The organism is Pseudomonas sp. P135 (assembly GCF_020312125.1).
Lineage (GTDB): Bacteria > Pseudomonadota > Gammaproteobacteria > Pseudomonadales > Pseudomonadaceae > Aquipseudomonas > Aquipseudomonas fragariae.
In genome coordinates this window covers 259,627-275,076 of the sequence record NZ_JAGPYR010000003.1, presented here as the reverse complement: position 1 = coordinate 275,076, position 15,450 = coordinate 259,627, and the positions used below count along the sequence as shown (strand labels likewise).

The 15,450-nt window shown below is 60.2% G+C and carries 12 protein-coding genes; 11 read left to right on the top strand and 1 reads right to left on the bottom strand.

Annotation, left to right across the window (positions count from 1 at the left end; translation table 11 throughout):
* Positions 1–3 precede the first annotated feature (3 nt).
* From murD to lpxC, 9 genes are all read left to right on the top strand, one after another.
* Positions 4–1,350: a UDP-N-acetylmuramoyl-L-alanine--D-glutamate ligase gene (murD, locus tag KBY08_RS06015; RefSeq protein ID WP_111522100.1), complete on the top strand. Its 1,347-nt coding sequence runs from the start codon at positions 4–6 to the stop codon at positions 1,348–1,350.
* On the top strand, positions 1,347–2,561 hold the full coding sequence (gene ftsW, locus KBY08_RS06010) for a putative lipid II flippase FtsW (RefSeq protein ID WP_003406017.1): 1,215 nt from the start codon (positions 1,347–1,349) through the stop codon (positions 2,559–2,561). The genes murD and ftsW overlap by 4 nt, the downstream gene beginning before the upstream one ends.
* Entirely contained in the window at positions 2,551–3,621 is a 1,071-nt protein-coding gene (gene murG, locus KBY08_RS06005; RefSeq protein WP_003406015.1) for an undecaprenyldiphospho-muramoylpentapeptide beta-N-acetylglucosaminyltransferase, read from the top strand. Before ftsW ends, murG begins: the two co-directional genes overlap by 11 nt.
* Positions 3,614–5,074: a UDP-N-acetylmuramate--L-alanine ligase gene (gene murC, locus KBY08_RS06000; protein ID WP_058398861.1), complete on the top strand. Its 1,461-nt coding sequence runs from the start codon at positions 3,614–3,616 to the stop codon at positions 5,072–5,074. The genes murG and murC overlap by 8 nt, the downstream gene beginning before the upstream one ends.
* Positions 5,071–6,030 (top strand): D-alanine--D-alanine ligase, encoded by a 960-nt coding sequence (locus KBY08_RS05995; protein ID WP_003406011.1) that lies wholly within the window; start codon positions 5,071–5,073, stop codon positions 6,028–6,030. Before murC ends, KBY08_RS05995 begins: the two co-directional genes overlap by 4 nt.
* Before the next feature lie 3 nt (positions 6,031–6,033).
* Positions 6,034–6,903, top strand: coding sequence for a cell division protein FtsQ/DivIB (locus KBY08_RS05990; protein ID WP_003395370.1), 870 nt, complete (start codon positions 6,034–6,036; stop codon positions 6,901–6,903).
* A 14-nt stretch (positions 6,904–6,917) separates the two neighbouring features.
* A complete protein-coding gene (ftsA, locus tag KBY08_RS05985) occupies positions 6,918–8,174 on the top strand; it encodes a cell division protein FtsA (protein ID WP_111522099.1) in 1,257 nt (418 codons plus the stop codon).
* Between the two features lie 101 nt (positions 8,175–8,275).
* Entirely contained in the window at positions 8,276–9,463 is a 1,188-nt protein-coding gene (gene ftsZ / locus KBY08_RS05980) for a cell division protein FtsZ (RefSeq protein WP_002555041.1), read from the top strand.
* Between the two features lie 112 nt (positions 9,464–9,575).
* On the top strand, positions 9,576–10,487 hold the full coding sequence (lpxC, locus tag KBY08_RS05975) for a UDP-3-O-acyl-N-acetylglucosamine deacetylase (RefSeq protein WP_002555040.1): 912 nt from the start codon (positions 9,576–9,578) through the stop codon (positions 10,485–10,487).
* Positions 10,488–10,603: 116 nt separating this feature from the next.
* Here lpxC and KBY08_RS05970 read toward each other — a convergent pair whose 3' ends face one another.
* Positions 10,604–11,059 carry a DUF721 domain-containing protein gene (locus KBY08_RS05970; RefSeq protein WP_003313540.1) on the bottom strand — a complete coding sequence of 152 codons (456 nt, stop codon included), beginning with the start codon at positions 11,057–11,059 and terminating at the stop codon, positions 10,604–10,606.
* A gap of 305 nt (positions 11,060–11,364) precedes the next feature.
* On the opposite strand from KBY08_RS05970, the gene secA reads away from it, so the two are divergent.
* Entirely contained in the window at positions 11,365–14,106 is a 2,742-nt protein-coding gene (gene secA / locus KBY08_RS05965; protein WP_053275758.1) for a preprotein translocase subunit SecA, read from the top strand.
* 109 nt (positions 14,107–14,215) lie between these two features.
* The gene (argJ, locus tag KBY08_RS05960; protein WP_111522098.1) at positions 14,216–15,433 is read left to right on the top strand and encodes a bifunctional glutamate N-acetyltransferase/amino-acid acetyltransferase ArgJ; all 1,218 of its coding nucleotides are present in this window, start codon (positions 14,216–14,218) and stop codon (positions 15,431–15,433) included.
* Positions 15,434–15,450: the final 17 nt, after the last annotated feature.

The window sequence follows — 15,450 nt, the reverse complement described above, 5'->3', positions numbered from 1 at the left end:
CGAGTGTCCCTGATCGTTTCCGACCGCTTCCGCATTGTCGTGGGTCTAGGCAAAAGCGGCATGTCCCTGGTTCGCTTCCTGGCGAACCAGGGCGTGTCCTTTGCCGTGGCCGACACGCGGGAGAATCCTCCTGAGCTGGCGACCTTGCGTCGCGACTATCCGCAGGTGGAAGTGCGTTGTGGCGAGCTGGACGTGGATTTCCTCTGCCGTGCCGATGAGCTGTATGTCAGCCCCGGTCTGGCCCTGGCCACCCCGGCCCTGCAGCAGGCGCACGCACGCGGCGTCAAACTGTCGGGTGACATCGAACTGTTCGCGCGTTACGCGAAGGCGCCGGTGATTGCCATTACCGGCTCGAATGCAAAAAGCACCGTGACCACGCTGGTCGGCGAGATGGCCGCTGCCGCTGGAAAGCGTGTGGCAGCGGGCGGCAATCTTGGCACTCCGGCGCTGGACCTGCTCAGCGACGATGTCGAGCTTTACGTGATGGAGCTTTCCAGCTTTCAGCTCGAAACCACCGACCAGCTCAATGCTGAAGTGGCGACCGTGCTGAATATCAGCGAAGACCACATGGACCGCTACACCGGCTTGCCTGCCTACCACCTGGCCAAGCACCGGATTTTCCGTGGCGCGCGGCAAGTGGTGGTCAATCGTCAGGATGCGCTGTCCCGTCCGCTGATTGGCGAAGGCCTGCCGTGCTGGACATTCGGCCTCAACAAGCCCGACTTCCATGGTTTCGGCCTGCGTGAAGAGAGCGGCGAAAAGTACCTGGCGTTCCAGTTTGAAAACCTCATGCCGGTGCGTGAGCTGAAAGTGCGCGGTGCGCACAATCAGGCTAACGCGCTTGCCGCCCTGGCGCTCGGGCATGCGGTCGGCCTGCCGTTCGACGCCATGCTCGCCAGCCTGCGTGAATTCACCGGCCTGGAGCATCGCTGCCAGTGGCTGCGCGAGCACGATGGCGTTCATTACTACAACGACTCCAAAGCCACCAATGTCGGTGCCGCACTGGCTGCCATCGAAGGGCTGGGCTCGGATATCGATGGCAAGCTGGTGCTGATCGCCGGCGGCGATGGCAAAGGCGCCGATTTCAGCGGTTTGCGTGCGCCAGTCGCCAGGCATTGCCGCGCGGCGGTCTTGCTCGGTCGCGATGCCGAACTGATTGCCCAGGCATTGGGCGACGCCGTCCCGCTGCTGCGTGTCGATACCGTCCAGGCGGCTGTCGAGCACAGCGCCAAACTGGCGCAGCGTGGCGATGCCGTATTGCTTTCTCCTGCATGCGCCAGTCTGGACATGTTCAAGAATTATGAAGAGCGCGGACGTGTGTTCGCGCAGGCAGTGGAGTGCTTGTCATGATCTTCGGTGTGATCAAGCCTTATCCATCGCCACTGATCAGCGGGCGCGGCATCGACCTCGATTTCCCGATGCTGGTCGGCTGCCTGGCGCTGCTCGGCCTTGGCCTGGTAATGATTACCTCGGCTTCTTCGGAAGTGGCCGCGGTGCAGTCGGGCAACACGCTGTACATGATGACCCGTCACCTGGTTTATCTGCTGATCGGCCTGGGTGCCTGCGGCGTGACCATGATGATTCCGGTGGCCACCTGGCAGCGCCTGGGCTGGATGATGCTGCTCGGTGCGTTCGGCCTGTTGCTGCTGGTACTGGTGCCGGGAATCGGGCGCGAGGTGAACGGTTCGATGCGCTGGATCGGCTTCGGCGCGTTCAACGTGCAGCCGTCGGAGATCGCCAAGGTGTTTGTAGTGATCTTCCTTGCCGGCTACCTGATCCGTCAGCAGCAGGAAGTTCGCGAAAGCTGGATGGGCTTTTTCAAGCCGTTCATCGTGCTGCTGCCGATGGCCGGTCTGCTGCTCATGGAGCCTGACTTCGGTGCCACCGTGGTCATGATGGGCGCGGCGGCGGCCATGCTGTTTCTTGGCGGGGTCGGCCTGTTCCGCTTCTCGCTGATGGTGGTACTGGCGGTCGCTTCTGTGGTGGTGCTGGTTCAGGCCCAACCTTACCGGATGGCGCGTCTGACCAACTTTACCGACCCGTGGGCCGACCAGTTCGGTTCAGGCTATCAATTGACCCAGGCGCTGATCGCCTTTGGTCGCGGCGAGTGGTTCGGCGTCGGGCTGGGCAACAGCGTGCAGAAGCAGTTCTATCTGCCGGAAGCGCACACCGACTTCGTGTTCTCGGTCCTTGCAGAAGAGCTGGGCGTCGTGGGTTCGCTGATCACCGTCGCGCTGTTCCTGTTCGTCAGTATTCGCGGCATGTACATCGGCATGTGGGCCGAGCGCGCCAAGCAGTTCTTCGGTGCCTACGTTGCCTACGGTCTGTCGTTCCTGTGGATCGGTCAGTTCCTGATCAACATCGGTGTGAACGTCGGCTTGCTGCCCACCAAGGGCCTGACCCTGCCGTTCCTCAGCTACGGTGGCAGCTCGTTGGTGATCTGCTGCGCGAGCCTCGGGCTGCTGCTGCGCATCGAGTGGGAATCGCGCAACAACATGGGCAGTGAAGAAGCCGAGTTCAAGGAAAGCGACTTCGCCGAGGAGACGCCCCATGGACGCTAATGTGCTGATCATGGCGGGCGGGACCGGCGGGCATGTATTCCCGGCGCTGGCCTGTGCCCGCGAGTTTCAGGCACGCGGCTACAAGGTCCATTGGCTGGGCACGCCGCGCGGTATCGAAAACGAACTGGTACCGCAAGCCGGTCTGACGCTGCACCTGATCAACGTCACCGGTCTGCGTGGCAAGGGCCGCTTGTCGCTGCTCAAGGCGCCTTTGATGTTGCTCAAGGCCCTGATGCAGGCACGCAAGGTCGTGCGTCAGGTGAAACCGGTCTGTGTGGTCGGCTTTGGTGGCTATGTCACCGGCCCCGGCGGTCTGGCGGCGAAGCTGGCTGGCGTACCGTTGATCATTCACGAGCAGAACGCCGTGGCCGGTACCGCCAACCGCAGTCTGGCGTCGTTCGCCAGCCGGGTGTGCGAAGCGTTCCCGAACACTTTTGCGGATTCGTCCAAGCGTCGCACCACCGGCAACCCGGTGCGTGTCGAGCTGTTTCTGGAAACACCGCGTCAGGCACTGGCCGGACGCAAGGCTCGTCTGCTGGTACTGGGCGGCAGCCTGGGCGCGGAGCCGTTGAACAAATTACTGCCCGAGGCGCTATCTCAGCTGCCTCAGGACATCCAGCCCGAAGTCTTTCATCAGTCGGGCAAGAATCATGACGCAGTCACCGCCGAGCGCTATCGCAACGTGGGCGTCGAGGCGCAGGTTGCGCCGTTCATCCAGAACATGGCCCAAGCCTATGGCTGGGCCGATCTGGTGGTCTGCCGCGCAGGCGCATTGACCATCAGCGAACTGGCCGCCGCCGGCCTGCCGTCGTTGCTGATACCGCTGCCCCACGCGATTGATGACCATCAGTCACGTAACGCTGACTATCTGGCTCGCGAAGGCGCAGCCTTCGTCATGCCGCAAGCGACAACTGGCGCCGCCGAGATGGCAGCACGCCTGAAAGAGGTTTTGATGCAACCCGAACAATTGAACAGCATGGCCCGCACTGCACGCAGCCTGGCCAAGCCTGATGCAACCCGCACCGTCGTCAACGTCTGCGTGGAGGTGGCCCATGGTTGAGAATCAACGCGCCATGCCACAACCTGAAATGCGCCGTATCCGTCGTATCCACTTCGTCGGTATCGGCGGCGTAGGCATGTGCGGGATCGCCGAGGTGTTGTTGAACCTGGGCTACGAAGTCTCGGGCTCCGACCTGAAGGGCTCGGCCGTGACCGAACGCCTGGAATCGTTCGGCGCACAGATTTTCATCGGCCATCGTGCCGAGAACACCATCGGTGCCGACGTGCTGGTAGTGTCCAGTGCCGTCAACACCTCCAACCCGGAAGTGGCCACTGCCCTGGAGCGCCGCATTCCGGTCGTACCGCGTGCCGAGATGCTCGCCGAGCTGATGCGTTATCGCCACGGCATCGCCGTTGCCGGTACGCATGGCAAGACCACCACCACCAGCCTGATCGCTTCGGTATTCGCTGCCGGCGGCCTGGACCCGACCTTCGTGATTGGCGGCCGTCTCAATGCGGCAGGCACCAATGCGCAGTTGGGCACCAGCCGCTACCTGATCGCCGAAGCCGATGAAAGCGACGCCAGCTTCCTGCACCTGCAGCCTCTGGTCGCAGTGGTCACCAATATCGACGCCGATCACATGGCGACCTACGAAGGCGACTTCAACAAACTGAAGAAGACCTTCGTCGAGTTCCTGCACAACCTGCCGTTCTACGGGCTGGCAGTCATGTGCATCGACGACCCGGTGGTGCGTGAGATTCTGCCGCTGGTCAAGCGTCCGACGCTGACCTACGGCTTCAGCGAGTCTGCCGATATACGCGCAATCAATGTGCGTCAGGACGGCATGCTGACCTTCTTCACCGTACTGCGCCGCGACCGCGAGCCGCTGGATGTGTCGGTGAACATGCCCGGCAATCACAACGTACTCAACTCGCTGGCGACCATTGCCATCGCCACTGATGAGGGTGTCAGCGACGAGGCCATCGTTCAGGGCCTTTCCGGGTTCCAGGGCGTCGGTCGGCGCTTCCAGGTTTACGGCGAGCTGCCGGTCGACGGTGGTCACGTGATGCTGGTCGATGACTACGGTCACCACCCGCGCGAAGTCGCAGCCGTGATTAACGCTGTGCGTGGCGGCTGGCCTGATCGTCGTCTGGTAATGGTTTACCAGCCACACCGTTTCAGCCGCACCCGTGACCTGTACGACGACTTCGTGCAGGTCCTGGCCGAAGCCAATGTTCTGTTGTTGATGGAAGTCTACCCGGCCGGTGAAGAGCCTGTTCCCGGTGCGGACAGCCGCAACCTGTGCCACAGCATTCGTCAGCGCGGCCAGCTGGACCCGATCTACATCGAACGCGGTGTAGAGCTGGCGCCGCTGGTCAAGCCGTTGCTGCGTGCCGGCGACATCCTGTTGTGTCAGGGCGCCGGTGACATCGCTGGTCTCGCACCGCAGTTACTCAAGAGCCCGCTGTTCGCCGGTGCCAAAGTGGCCTCCACCGAAGGGAAGCTGAAATGACAGCCGTTGCCCAGTCGTCCCTGCGCTCGACACTCGAGCCGAAAAGCTTCGGCCGTGTCGCCGTGCTCTTCGGTGGCAAGAGTGCCGAGCGTGCGGTCTCGCTGAACTCGGGTAATGCCGTGCTCGGCGCGTTGCTCGAGGCTGGTGTGGATGCGTTCGGCATCGATGTGGGCGATGACTTCCTGCAGCGACTGGTCAGCGAGAAAATCGACCGTGCCTTTATTGTTCTGCACGGACGCGGCGGTGAAGACGGCACCATGCAAGGCCTGCTGGAATGCCTGGAAATCCCTTATACCGGCAGTGGCGTACTGGCTTCTGCGCTGGCGATGGACAAGTTGCGCACCAAGCAGGTCTGGCAGAGTCTCGGCCTTGCTACACCGGCGCATGCCGTTCTTGAAAACGAGAGTGATTGTATTTGCGCGGCGACGGAACTGGGCTTGCCTTTGATCGTCAAACCGGCCCATGAAGGTTCAAGTATCGGTATGGCAAAGGTGAACAGCGTCGATGAATTGATCGCCGCCTGGAAAGCCGCCAGTACCTACGATTCGCAAGTATTAGTCGAACAATGGATTCAGGGACCTGAGTTCACTGTGGCGTCTCTGCGTGGCCAGGTGTTGCCTCCCATCGGCCTGGGCACTCCTCACAGTTTTTATGATTACGATGCCAAGTACCTGGCGTCCGATACCCAGTATCGGATTCCGTGCGGACTTGGCGATGCGCAGGAACAGGAACTCAAACAACTTGCAGCACGTGCTTGCGAAGCCATCGGCATTGCAGGGTGGGCGCGCACGGATGTCATGCAGGACGCACAAGGCAAGTTCTGGTTACTGGAAGTCAATACTGTACCGGGCATGACCGATCACAGTCTGGTGCCTATGGCGGCCCGTGCGGCAGGTCTGGATTTTCAACAACTGGTGTTGGCGATTCTGGCCGACAGCGTTCAGGCGAGGGGTTAAGGCATGTACGGCCCGTCGACACGTCCTCAGCCACCTGCACCCGGCCGCAACAAGCCGGTGCCGCGCGGCGCCAGCCGTATGGTGGCCAAGGAGCCCTTGTCGGCGCGCCTGCCCAAGGCCAACTTCAGTTTTCTGAAGCGTCTGCTCTGGCCTGTGCTGTTGGTGGTTCTGGGCTTCGGTACTTATGAGGCGGCACAGCGTCTGCTGCCGTACGCCGACCGCCCGATCACCCGCATCAACGTGCAGGGCGATTTGAGTTACATCAGCCAGCAGGCTGTGCAGCAGCGGATTGCGCCTTATGTGGCGTCGAGCTTTTTCAAGATCGATCTGGCGGCCATGCGCACCGAGCTTGAGCAGATGCCATGGATCGCGCACGCCGAGGTCCGTCGTGTATGGCCGGATCAGGTAGTGATTCGTCTTGAAGAGCAGTTGCCGGTTGCCCGTTGGGGCGATGAAGCGCTGCTGAATAACCAGGGGCAGGCTTTCACACCGCGTGAACTGTCCAATTACGAACATCTTCCCCAGTTGTTCGGCCCGCAGCGGGCCCAACAGCAGGTGATGCAGCAGTATCAGGTGTTGAGTCAGATGTTGCGCCCGCTGGGCTTCTCCATCGTGCGCCTGGAACTGCGCGAGCGTGGCAGCTGGTTCCTGACGACAGGTGCCGGTAGTGCTGGCCCGGGTATCGAATTGTTGCTTGGACGCGACCACCTTGTCGAAAAAATGCGCCGCTTCATCGCGATTTACGACAAAACGCTGAAAGACCAAATAACGAATATCGCGCGCGTCGACTTGCGTTACTCCAACGGCCTTGCGGTCGGTTGGCGCGAACAGGCAGCGCCGGCGACGGAAAAACCCGCCGTCGCGAAGAATTGATAAGAGGCAGGACCATGGCAAATGTGCAAAGCGGCAAAATGATCGTCGGGCTGGATATCGGTACCTCCAAGGTGGTGGCACTGGTAGGCGAAGTCGCGGCCGATGGCTTGCTGGAAATCGTGGGTATCGGTACCCATCCCTCCCGCGGCCTGAAAAAGGGCGTGGTGGTGAATATCGAATCGACCGTGCAGTCGATCCAGCGCGCAATCGAAGAAGCTCAGCTGATGGCCGGCTGCCGTATCCACTCGGCATTCGTGGGCGTTGCAGGCAGCCACATTCGCAGCCTGAACTCGCACGGCATCGTGGCGATTCGTGATCGCGAAGTCAGCTCTGCGGACCTGGAGCGTGTGCTCGATGCTGCTCAGGCGGTGGCCATTCCTGCCGACCAGCGCGTGTTGCACACCCTGCCTCAGGATTACGTGATCGATAACCAGGAAGGCGTGCGTGAGCCCCTGGGCATGTCCGGCGTACGTCTGGAAGCCAAGGTCCACGTGGTGACCTGTGCAGTGAACGCGGCGCAGAACATCGAGAAGTGCGTGCGTCGCTGCGGTCTGGAAGTCGACGACATCATCCTCGAGCAGCTGGCCTCGGCGTATTCCGTGCTGACCGATGACGAGAAAGAACTGGGTGTGTGCCTGGTGGACATCGGTGGCGGCACCACCGACATCGCGATCTTCACCGAGGGCGCCATTCGCCACACGGCGGTCATCCCGATTGCGGGTGACCAGGTGACCAACGACATCGCCATGGCGTTGCGCACTCCGACCCAGTACGCCGAAGAAATCAAGATTCGTTATGCCTGTGCGCTGGCCAAGCTGGCCGGTGCAGGCGAAACCATCAAAGTGCCGAGCGTGGGCGACCGTCCACCTCGCGAGCTGTCGCGTCAGGCCCTGGCCGAAGTGGTAGAGCCTCGTTACGACGAGCTGTTCACCCTGATCCAGGCCGAACTGCGCCGCAGCGGCTACGAAGATCTGATCCCGGCCGGCATCGTGCTGACCGGGGGCACAGCGAAAATGGAAGGTGCGGTCGAACTGGCCGAGGAAATCTTCCACATGCCGGTCCGCCTGGGCGTACCGCACAGCGTCAAAGGGCTCGCTGATGTCGTGCGCAACCCGATCTACTCAACCGGCGTAGGCCTGTTGATGTACGGGCTGCAAAAACAATCGGATGGCATTTCGCTGTCCGGGATTGTCGGCAACAGCAGTTACAGCGACGAAACCAAGGCACCGGTGCTTGAGCGTATCAAGCGTTGGGTGCAGGGCAATTTCTAGGTTTCAACGTTCAACGGTTTCACAGCTTCAGATTCAGGGCTTCACCAGCAATATCGGCAGGCAGTAGGCAAAACTAACTAGAAAGCGGAAGGAGAGAGAAAATGTTCGAACTCGTAGACAACGTCCCGCAAAGCCCGGTTATCAAGGTTATCGGCGTAGGCGGTGGTGGCGGCAACGCTGTCAATCACATGGTCAAGAGCAACATCGAAGGCGTGGAATTCATCTGCGCCAACACTGATGCTCAAGCGCTGAAAAACATCGGCGCGCGGACCATTCTGCAACTGGGCACCGGCGTGACCAAGGGCCTTGGCGCTGGCGCCAACCCTGAAGTCGGTCGTCAGGCCGCACTGGAAGATCGTGAGCGCATTGCAGAAGTTCTGCAGGGCACCAACATGGTTTTCATCACCACTGGCATGGGCGGCGGTACCGGTACCGGTGCAGCCCCGATCATTGCTGAAGTGGCCAAGGAAATGGGCATTCTGACGGTCGCAGTCGTGACCCGTCCGTTCCCGTTCGAAGGTCGCAAGCGTATGCAGATCGCCGATGAAGGCATCCGCATGCTGTCCGAAAGCGTCGACTCGTTGATCACCATCCCCAACGAGAAGCTGCTGACCATCCTCGGTAAAGACGCCAGCCTGCTGTCGGCTTTCGCCAAGGCTGACGATGTACTGGCCGGTGCCGTTCGCGGTATCTCCGACATCATCAAGCGTCCGGGCATGATCAACGTCGACTTCGCCGACGTGCGTACCGTGATGAGCGAAATGGGCATGGCGATGATGGGCACTGGCTGCGCCAGTGGTCCTAACCGTGCACGTGAAGCGACTGAAGCGGCCATCCGCAACCCGTTGCTCGAAGACGTCAACCTGCAGGGCGCTCGCGGCATCCTGGTCAACATCACTGCCGGTCCTGACCTGTCTCTGGGTGAGTACTCGGACGTGGGTAGCATCATCGAAGCGTTCGCTTCCGAGCACGCGATGGTCAAGGTCGGTACTGTTATCGATCCGGACATGCGTGACGAGTTGCACGTGACCGTGGTTGCCACCGGCCTGGGCGCGAAAATCGAGAAACCTGTCAAGGTCATCGACAACACGTTGCAGACCACCCAGCAGGCTCCTGCACAGCAGGCGTCCCGCCAGGAAGCACCGTCGGTCAACTACCGTGACCTGGATCGTCCTACCGTGATGCGCAATCAGGCACACGCAGGCGCTACAGCCGCGGCGAAGATGAATCCCAACGATGATCTTGATTACCTGGACATCCCGGCTTTCCTGCGTCGTCAGGCCGATTGATGAAATGTATCAGGGGTATTAGGGTGATTGGTGTTCAGCAAAGGCATGGTCTGCTATCATCGCCAGCCTTTGTTGATACCAGTTCGCAACTTGCGCTGAAGCGGCCCATGCCATGATTAAACAACGCACCCTGAAAAATATTATCCGTGCCACAGGTGTAGGCCTGCACTCCGGGGAGAAGGTTTACCTGACCCTCAAGCCCGCACCTGTGAATACCGGCATTGTGTTTTGCCGAGCTGACCTTGACCCCGTCGTGCAGATCCCTGCGCGTGCGGAAAACGTCGGTGACACCACTCTGTCGACCACTCTGGTCAATGGTGATGTCAAAGTCGACACGGTAGAACACTTGCTCTCGGCCATGGCTGGCCTTGGCATCGATAACGCCTACGTCGAGCTCTCTGCCTCCGAAGTTCCTATCATGGACGGCAGCGCAGGCCCTTTCGTATTCCTGATTCAATCGGCAGGCCTGGAAGAACAGGACGCGCCGAAGAAATTCATCCGTATCCTGCGTGAAGTCACGGTGGAGGAGGGCGGTAAACGCGCTACCTTCGTGCCTTTCGAAGGGTTCAAGGTCAGTTTCGAGATCGATTTCGATCACCCCGTCTTCCGTGACCGCACCCAGAGTGCAAGCGTGGACTTTTCCAGCACTTCCTTTGTGAAGGAAGTCAGCCGTGCCCGGACCTTCGGGTTCATGAGTGATATCGAGTACCTGCGCAAGCACAACCTCGCACTCGGCGGCAGCGTGGAAAACGCCATCGTGGTCGACAAGGACGGTGTACTGAACGAAGACGGCCTGCGTTACGAGGACGAATTCGTCAAACACAAAATCCTCGACGCCATCGGTGACCTCTACCTGCTGGGCAACAGCCTGATAGGTGAGTTCCGGGGTTTCAAATCGGGGCATGCACTGAACAACCGTCTGCTGCGCACGTTGATCGAGCAGAAAGACGCTTGGGAAGTGGTGACTTTCGAGGATGCCAGTACGGCACCAATTTCTTACATGCGCCCTGTCGCGGCCGTGTAAGCAAGCTTTACTCTCTTTCCTTTTGTTCTTTAAAGGCTGCCCTCGGGTGGCCTTTTTTTATGGGTTTATTCAGGGGAAGTCAGTGTTCGTGGAGGCCTTGCAGCGATCAGGCAGGGTTACTTCCTGTCCTTTGCATGGCTGGCCAGTCGTTCAAGTGCGGCACGCAGGCGTGGATCGGTGATGCCTTCGGCGGTGGCCTGAATGTTTTCGGCAGCCACTGCCGACAGGTCGATCGTGTGCGTGGCCGCCCCGCGTGGCGCTTCAGGCGGCTGCACCTTGAACACAATGCGGGTCAGGTTGATGAATTCGTCGAAGGCCATCATTTGCCGGTGCAGGCGTTTCTGCTGGTAGCGCAGGCGCGTGGCCCAGTGACCGTCCGTCACGATCAGCAACAAGGTGCCCTCGCGCCACGAGGCCACGCGACAATGCTCGCGAGCCGCAGGCTGCAGCTGGCTTTCGAGCAGGCGCTGCAGATGGCTGAGGCGTTCGGCGTGGCGAAATATAGCCTTCAGGGGCTTGGCTTCACGCAGCAGAACAGCGGGCGGGCGGGCGTTCAGAGGACGAAAGGCCATGGAGGGATGCCTGGGTAACAAGATGAACATCTTAACAGAAAGCGTTCTGACGGCTGCTTTTCAGGGCATTTCCGTGCTTTCATATGCAAATCAATGAGTAACTTCCCCGGATAACGGGTTGAAGTGCTTGAAAATGGCCCCATTGTAAACCTGCCCCGTCACAGCGCTGTGCCAGCATCGTGGAATAACGCCACTTTCCTCACCATCGTTTCCGGGTAGAATGCTCGTTCGCATGCGGCCATCTGGGCTGCACGGGCGACTCACGGGGCCGCCCTCCATTCCTATGTGTGGAAGATCCTGTCGATATGTTTGCGCCTTTGTTGAAAAAACTTTTTGGAAGCAAGAACGAGCGTGAAGTAAAACGCATGCTCAAGACGGTACAGATCGTCAATGCCTTCGAAGAGCAAATGGTGGCCCTTTCGGACGAGCAACTGCGCGCCAAGACCGAAGAGTTCAAGGCCCGCATAGCCAAAGGCGAGACCCTCGATCAATTGCTCCCGGAAGCCTTTGCTGTCGCTCGTGAAGCGGGCAAGCGCGTCATGGGCATGCGCCACTTCGACGTCCAGTTGATCGGCGGCATGACCCTGCACGAAGGTCAGATCGCGGAAATGCGTACCGGTGAAGGTAAAACCCTGGTCGGTACGCTGGCTGTCTACCTCAACGCATTGTCCGGCAAGGGCGTTCACGTGGTTACCGTGAACGACTACCTCGCTCGCCGCGATGCCAACTGGATGCGTCCGCTGTACGAATTCCTCGGCCTGACCGTAGGCATCGTCACGCCATTCCAGCCGCCAGAAGAGAAGCGCGCCGCCTACGCTGCCGATATCACGTACGGCACCAACAACGAATACGGTTTCGATTACCTGCGCGACAACATGGCGTTCAGCATGGACGACAAGTTCCAGCGTGAACTCAATTTTGCCGTGATCGACGAAGTCGACTCGATTCTGATCGACGAAGCGCGTACGCCGCTGATCATCTCCGGTCAGGCTGAAGACAGCTCCAAGCTGTACACCGAAATCAACCGCCTGATCCCCAAGCTCGAGCAGCATATCGAGGAAGTGGAAGGCGAAGTCACCAAGCCGGGTCATTTCACCGTTGACGAGAAAACCCGTCAGGTCGAACTGAACGAAGCCGGTCACCAGTTCATCGAGGAAATGCTCACCGAAGTCGGCCTGCTGGCCGAAGGCGAGAGCCTCTACTCGGCGCATAACCTGGGCCTGCTGACTCACGTCTATGCCGGTCTGCGTGCGCACAAGCTGTTCAACCGCAACGTCGAATACATCGTTTCGGACGGTCAGGTGCTGCTGGTCGACGAACACACCGGCCGGACCATGCCGGGCCGTCGTCTGTCCGAAGGTCTGCACCAGGCCATCGAAGCCAAGGAAGGTCTGAACATCCAGGCTGAAAGCCAGACTCTGGCATCGACCACGTTCCAGAACTACTTCCGTCTGTACAACAAGCTGTCCGGCATGACCGGTACCGCCGACACCGAAGCGTTCGAATTCCACCAGATCTACAACCTGGCCGTCATGGTCATCCCGCCGAACAAGCCTTTGGCGCGTAAGGACTTCAACGACCTGGTCTATCTGACGGCGGAAGAGAAGTACGCCGCCATCGTCACCGACATCAAGGCCTGCATCGCGGAAAACCGTCCGGTACTGGTCGGTACGGCGACCATCGAAACTTCCGAGCACATGTCCAATCTGCTCAACAAGGAAGGCATCGAGCACAAGGTTCTGAACGCCAAGTTCCACGAAAAGGAAGCGGAAATCATTGCGCAGGCCGGTCGTCCGGGTGCGTTGACCATCGCCACCAACATGGCCGGTCGTGGTACCGACATCCTGCTGGGCGGCAATTGGGAAGTCGAGGTCGCCAATCTGGAAGACCCGACTCCCGAGCAGATCGCACAGATCAAGGCTGACTGGCAGAAGCGCCATCAGCAGGTGATCGAAGCGGGCGGCCTGCATGTCATCGCTTCCGAGCGTCACGAATCGCGTCGTATCGACAACCAGCTGCGCGGTCGTGCCGGCCGTCAGGGCGACACCGGCTCCAGCCGTTTCTACCTGTCGCTCGAAGACAGCCTGATGCGCATCTTTGCCTCTGACCGGGTGAAGAACTTCATGAAGGCGCTGGGTATGCAGTCCGGCGAGGCCATCGAGCATCGCATGGTGACCAACGCCATCGAAAAAGCGCAGCGCAAGGTGGAAGGTCGCAACTTCGACATCCGCAAACAGTTGCTTGAATTCGATGACGTGGCCAACGAGCAGCGTAAAGTGATTTATCACATGCGTAACACGTTGTTGGCTGCCGAGAACATTGGCGAGACCATTGCCGACTTCCGCGAGGAAGTGCTCAACAACCTGATCAGCCAGCACATTCCGCCACAGTCGCTGCCGGAGCAGTGGAATGTTGCAGGCCTGGAATCGGCGCTCAATACCGACTTCGCGGTTCAACTGCCGATCCAGCAGTGGCTCGACGAAGACGACAAGCTGCACGAAGACAGCCTGCGCGAAAAAATCATGGCGCAGTTGCTGGTGGCGTACAACGAGAAGGAAGACCAGGCCAGCGCCGAAGCGCTGCGCTCCTTCGAGAAGCAGATCCTCCTGCGCGTGCTGGACGACCTGTGGAAAGATCACCTGTCGACCATGGACCACCTGCGTCACGGTATCCACCTGCGCGGCTACGCTCAGAAGAACCCGAAGCAGGAATACAAGCGCGAGTCCTTCACGCTGTTCCAGGAACTGCTCGACTCGATCAAGCGCGACACCATCCGTGTGCTCTCGCATGTTCAGGTTCGTCGCGAAGATCCAGAGGAAGAAGAGGCACGCCTGCGTCAGGACGCCGAAGAGCTGGCCAGTCGCATGCAGTTCGAACACGCGCCTGCCCCGGGCATCGAGCAACCGCTGCTCGACGAAGAGGGTGGCGAAGCGCCTGTTGCCGTTGCATCCGAGCCGGTTCGCAACGACCAGAAGCTGGGTCGCAACGAGCTGTGCTGGTGTGGTTCGGGCAAGAAATTCAAGCACTGTCACGGCCAGATCAACTAAGCCTTTGACTGTGTAATACCTGCGCCGCGACCGGCTTGCCCGTCGCGGCGTTTTTTCATTGAGCGCCGTACCGATGCGGACGGCGCCACACTCCATGAGGAGCACCCCGATGGCTGTTGGTCTTGGTCCTTTGCCTGCGTTGCACCCGGTTCCCGGTTTTGAACTTGGCATTTCTTCTGCCGGCATCAAACGCCCGGGGCGCAAGGATGTTGTGGTCATGCGCTGTGCCGAAGGCTCCAGCGTTGCCGGTGTTTTCACCTTGAATGCGTTCTGCGCAGCGCCGGTCATTCTGGCCAAACAGCGCGTCCAGGGCACTGTGCGTTATCTGCTGACCAACACCGGCAATGCCAATGCGGGCACGGGCGAACCGGGTCTGGTGGCGGCGCGGCGTACCTGCGAGAAGCTGGCGCAACTGACTGGCGTCGATGCTTCGGCGGTGCTGCCCTACTCGACGGGCGTGATCGGCGAGCCGTTGCCGGTGGAAAAGATCGAAGGCGCCCTGCAAGCCGCGCTGGATGATCTGTCTGTGGATAACTGGGCCGCTGCGGCGACCGGGATCATGACCACCGACACCCTGCCCAAAGGCGCCAGCCGTCAGTTCAGCCATGACGGCGTGACCGTCACTGTGACCGGCATCAGCAAGGGCGCAGGCATGATTCGCCCGAACATGGCGACCATGCTCGGTTACATCGCCACCGACGCCAAAGTGGCGCAGAGCGTGCTTCAGGACCTGATTCGTGACGGCGCCAACAAGTCGTTCAACCGCATCACCATCGATGGCGACACCTCGACCAACGATTGCTGCATGCTGATCGCCACCGGTCAGGCTGACCTGCCGGAAATTACCGAGGCCAAAGGTCCGTTGTTCGAGGCGTTGAAGAAAGCCGTGTTCGACGTGTGCATGGAGGTCGCTCAGGCCATCGTGCGTGACGGTGAAGGTGCGACCAAGTTCGTGACCGTGGAAGTCAACGGTGGCGGCAATCATCAGGAATGCCTGGACGTAGGTTATGCCGTGGCCCACTCGCCGCTGATCAAGACCGCGCTGTTCGCCTCCGACCCGAACTGGGGACGTATCCTGGCGGCGGTCGGCCGTGCCGGTGTGCCGGATCTTGACGTGAGCAAGATCGACGTATTCCTGAGTGGCGTATGCATCGCCAGCCAGGGCTGCCGCGCCACGACCTACACCGAAGAGCAGGGCTCGGCGGTGATGGCCGAAGAAGAAATCACTATCCGTATCGAGCTGGGCCGCGGCGATTGCAGCGAAACGATCTGGACCACCGATCTTTCTCACGAGTACGTGAAGATCAATGCGGAATACCGCACCTGATTCAATGCCCGGCGCGC

Coding starts and splice junctions, on each gene's coding strand:
- ftsW (WP_003406017.1), top strand. CDS start 1,347: ATGATCTTCGGTGTGATCAAGCCTTATCCATCGCCACTGATCAGCGGG.
- murG (WP_003406015.1), top strand. CDS start 2,551: ATGGACGCTAATGTGCTGATCATGGCGGGCGGGACCGGCGGGCATGTA.
- murC (WP_058398861.1), top strand. CDS start 3,614: ATGGTTGAGAATCAACGCGCCATGCCACAACCTGAAATGCGCCGTATC.
- KBY08_RS05995 (WP_003406011.1), top strand. CDS start 5,071: ATGACAGCCGTTGCCCAGTCGTCCCTGCGCTCGACACTCGAGCCGAAA.
- KBY08_RS05990 (WP_003395370.1), top strand. CDS start 6,034: ATGTACGGCCCGTCGACACGTCCTCAGCCACCTGCACCCGGCCGCAAC.
- ftsA (WP_111522099.1), top strand. CDS start 6,918: ATGGCAAATGTGCAAAGCGGCAAAATGATCGTCGGGCTGGATATCGGT.
- ftsZ (WP_002555041.1), top strand. CDS start 8,276: ATGTTCGAACTCGTAGACAACGTCCCGCAAAGCCCGGTTATCAAGGTT.
- lpxC (WP_002555040.1), top strand. CDS start 9,576: ATGATTAAACAACGCACCCTGAAAAATATTATCCGTGCCACAGGTGTA.
- KBY08_RS05970 (WP_003313540.1), bottom strand. CDS start 11,059: ATGGCCTTTCGTCCTCTGAACGCCCGCCCGCCCGCTGTTCTGCTGCGT.
- secA (WP_053275758.1), top strand. CDS start 11,365: ATGTTTGCGCCTTTGTTGAAAAAACTTTTTGGAAGCAAGAACGAGCGT.
- argJ (WP_111522098.1), top strand. CDS start 14,216: ATGGCTGTTGGTCTTGGTCCTTTGCCTGCGTTGCACCCGGTTCCCGGT.